Origin of the sequence: Pseudoalteromonas sp. SR41-8, from assembly GCF_014163915.1 — a bacterium.
GTDB classification, from domain to species: domain Bacteria; phylum Pseudomonadota; class Gammaproteobacteria; order Enterobacterales; family Alteromonadaceae; genus Pseudoalteromonas; species Pseudoalteromonas rhizosphaerae.
On sequence record NZ_JACJEE010000062.1, the window covers coordinates 1 to 4,302 of the forward strand.

Here is a 4,302-nt window from a genome sequence, read left to right on the forward strand (position 1 = left end):
AATACTCTTAGTGTATTTGATGTAAACTTACCACATTCAGTAAGTTACGTAACACCTTTCGCAAAGTATCCAAGATATTCTATTACTGGTTGGTTCAATATAATTTAGCCTTATATTTAAGGCATCTTTTGGTTTTTATTTTTTTATTAAAGCAGGTCGGGAACTTACCTAAATTTAAGCAGCGATAATTAATTAGTATTATAACGAAAATATGGTAGTTTTCGGCTTGTATTTAATGGACTAAAAATTATTTTAATTGAAGTAGTATAAATAAAGGGTAAGTTTACATTAAGAAAAACTTATCGATATTAAACTTGGTTAATTTTTTTAAATTCGTTAATTATTGTTATGTTTTATTCAATACTGAAAAAAGCTAAGTAGAACTGTTAATAACAAATGTATAATTACTAGTTTATGATGCTATTACATGTATAACGCCTTTTAATAGTTATGTCTGATTTTCAACTAAGTTTTTACCTTTCAGTATTTGAAAAAATATTAAACGGAGTCATATAACATTTAGCAAAATTCTGTCTTAAATTATTGAATGATGAGGTATGGTCTTCAAATACTGTTACAAAACTACCTTTTGAAAAATCTCCGTCAATTTGTCGCTAACTCATTTTATTCCCTTCATACAGAAATCGTCTTAACTAATAAAATTAAAGAATTAAGGGTTTTGATTCAATTATTGAATGTATTACTTGTTAATTTATTTGTATTAGTCTTTTCGATAAATGTAAATATAAAATTAATAATCAATAAAAAACAGTTGCTTATATTGTTTATTAGTTGTGCTTTTTTGTTCCTTAACTGTAAAGTTGATGGATTTAAAGTTAAATAAGTGTTGACCTTTGGCTGTACCTGATATTACTATCCATTTGCTCAATTAGGTACTTAGTATCTTTTATGGATACTTATTAGCTTTTTTATGAGTAATTAAAACTAATAAAATCATATATTAATATGACCAGGGAGAATCAAATGTTAAATAATAAAGTTTCAAAGGCAGTTCGCTTAGCGATCGCTTTTGGTGCAGCATCAACAGCTGCTTTTTCAGCAAGCTCATTTGCTGCAGAAGAAGGTGTAGAAAAAGTTGAACGTATTCAGGTAACTGGTTCACGTATTAAACGAACTGATTTAGAAAGCGCAAGCCCTGTGCTTGTTCTAGACCGTGCTGATCTTGAAGCAAGTGGCCAGATCAGCATTGGTAATATCCTACAGCAAATTCCAGCAGCAGGTGCCGCTTTAAATACTGCATTCAATAATGGTGGTACCGGTGCCACTAACATGGATTTACGCAACCTAGGTGCAGAGCGTTTATTAGTATTAGTAAATGGTAAACGTTGGGTTTCTTCATTAGGTTCTACGGTTGATTTAAATACCATTCCAGCGTCATCAATTGAGCGTGTTGAAGTTGTTAAAGATGGCGCATCAGCAATTTATGGTTCAGATGCGATAGCTGGTGTTGTGAACATCATCACACGTAAAGACTTTGAAGGTGCAGAGCTTTCAGTTTATGGTGGTGAAAACTTAAAATATAACGATGGTCGTCAATATTCAGCTGATTTAACAATTGGTACCACCTCTGATAAAGGTGGCTTAATGATGAACCTTAGCCACGTTACTCAAGCTGAAATTTGGGCTGGTGATCGTGATATCTCATCAATGGGTAACAGTTCAACAACAGAAAAAGGCCGTCTTCGTTTAACATCTAGTGCTATTTCTGATTCATTACGTAGTGATTTACTAGCTCAAGGTTATACCGAAAATAACACTGGAAAACCTAATGCAGGTTTTGACTTAGTTCCTAATGGTGCTGGTTCGGACGTTGGCCTTGATTCGTTCAGAGATCGCAGTGGTGATGTATATAATTATGCACCGGATAACTACTTAGCTACTCCGCAAGTACGTAATAGTATGTATGTACAAGCATTTTACGATTTATCTGATGACGTTAGATTAGTTTCTGACTTCATGATGACCAATCGTCAATCGTCTCAGTTGTTAGCAGCGATGCCGCTTACCATTGGTGCGTCTTTTGGTTCAGCAGCAAGTAAAGTAGATATTCATGCAAATAATATCTATAACCCTTTCGGTGAAACGTTATATGGTGATGCATCACGCGCTGGTGTTGAAGGTTATGTCCCTTTTGCTGGACAGCGCCGTTTTATTGAAGCTGGTAACCGTATTTATAAACAAAATGATACTACTTACCGTGCAATGGTTGGCTTAGAAGGTGGTATCGGTGATACTTCTTGGGTTTGGGATGCATCATATATTTACGGCAAAAATAGCCAAGACGTTTTAACCACAGGTCTACTTAATCTTACTCGTATTAACCAAGCATTAGGTGATAATTGTAACGCATCTACTTCGTGTGTCCCTCTAAATTTGTTTGGCGGTGAAGGTTCTATAACACCGGAAATGGTTGATTATGTAACTTTTGATAGTGTATCTCGCGAAGGTTTAGAGCTAAAAGATTACACATTAAACTTTGCGGGTGATGCGTTTGAATTACCTGCAGGTGTTGTAGGTATGGCTATCGGTTTAGAACGTCGTGAAGAAACTGGTTACGATACGCCAGATCCATTAACACAAAGTGGTGAAACATCTGGTAACCAGCGTGATGCTACCTCTGGTGGTTTTCGCTTAGATGAGGCATATGTTGAGCTATCAATCCCTGTTTTTGAAGGCTTAACTATTTCACCAGCAATTCGATTCTCAGATCACAGTGCATATGGTAGCAACTCTACTGCTAAAGTGGGTGTAGAATACCGTCCTATCGACGACATTCTACTTCGTGGTACATGGGCTGAAGGTTATAGAGCTCCTTCAATTTCGGATTTATATGCAGGTAATTCTGATTCATTTCCTACATTAACAGATCCATGTAATTCAGTGGACGGTGTTGTACCTAACCTTCCTGGTTGTGCAGGCGTTCCAGATGGATACTCACAAGCTAATACGCAAATTCGTGAAACTCGCGTTTCTACTCCAGATTTAAAACCAGAAGAATCAGAATCAAAAACATTTGGTGTTGTATACAATCCTAGTTATGTTGATGGTTTAGAGTTCACAATCGATTACTATGACATTGAAGTTACAAATTCAATCGGTCGATATGGCTCTCCACGTATATTGAGCGAATGTGCTACTGGTGAAAATGCTAAGTCTTGTGATTATATTGAACGGGACTCTAATGGTAATGTTACAGATTTACGTAACTTCCTGCAGAATTCAGGTGATTATAATGTTGAAGGTATTGATTTCTATACAGCTTATAAATTTGATACTGAATACGGTAGCTTTAAAACGTCACTAGACTTGTCATATGTGATGACAAATGAATTTGATGGTGAAGACCAAGTTGGTATTCAGTATGGGAATGGAGGTTTCCCTGAATATAAAGGTACATTTGCAGTTGATTGGTCGATGGGTGATTTTGACGCTCATTGGCAAACACGCTATGTAGATCGTTTACATAACAACTATGATATTTTATATGGAGCTGAGAACTATCCAGGTATGGCTGCGGAGATCGGTTCTTACTTTGTGCATGATGTTTCAGTTGGTTATGCGCTAGATGCCTATAACACAAAGCTTTCATTAGGTATAGAGAATTTATTTGCTAAAGAACCAACGCCAGAATATAGCAATAACGATGTAGCAATATCTACAAACAACTTCTCAGTTACTGAGTATGATGTGAATATGGACCGCTTTGTATATTTACGAGCAACGATTAAATTTTAATGCATTATTAATAATTTAATTTAAAGCCACTCTAGAGTGGCTTTTTTTATGAGGTAAAAATGGTTGAGTTAAAAAATACAACTGAAAAGCTGGAGTGTATACAAAAAGAGTATATGAAGAATAAAAAGGTCATACTCTCAGACGTATGGACAGATGAAAGTGCATCACTTTTGCACGAAGCGGTCGAAAATAAGACGAGTTTTCTAAATGCTTTTGCTATAGATGGTAAATATATTCAATCTTCAGATCGTGAATTAGAGAATATGACTACAGAAGAAAAAAGAGAACTCCAAAGGACAATCTATAAAGATGCTTCAAATGGAATTGGCTTTTTTATGGGCGACATAATATCAATAAAAATACAGAATTTTCTTTATATAAAGCTCTTTTTAATTATCTGAATTCAGATGTTTGCCTTAACTTTATTCGACAGATCACTGGTAATGAAAATGTAATTAGTGCAAGTGTACAAGTAACACGCTATATATCAGGTAATTTTTTAACAAGGCATAATGATGTGCTACCTAGTGAAGGTAGAGCTATTGC

The 4,302-nt window shown here is 35.2% G+C and carries 2 protein-coding genes and 1 pseudogene; all 3 read left to right on the forward strand.

Going from position 1 to position 4,302, the window contains the following annotated elements:
- A pseudogene (locus H5162_RS20890) lies at nt 1–108 on the forward strand (proline hydroxylase); the annotation flags it as partial.
- An 876-nt stretch (nt 109–984) separates the two neighbouring features.
- The gene (locus H5162_RS20895; protein ID WP_182732451.1) at nt 985–3,756 is read left to right on the forward strand and encodes a TonB-dependent siderophore receptor; all 2,772 of its coding nucleotides are present in this window, start codon (nt 985–987) and stop codon (nt 3,754–3,756) included.
- A 59-nt stretch (nt 3,757–3,815) separates the two neighbouring features.
- Complete coding sequence (locus H5162_RS20900; RefSeq protein ID WP_182760634.1) at nt 3,816–4,157, forward strand: hypothetical protein; 342 nt, start codon at nt 3,816–3,818, stop codon at nt 4,155–4,157.
- Nucleotides 4,158–4,302: the final 145 nt, after the last annotated feature.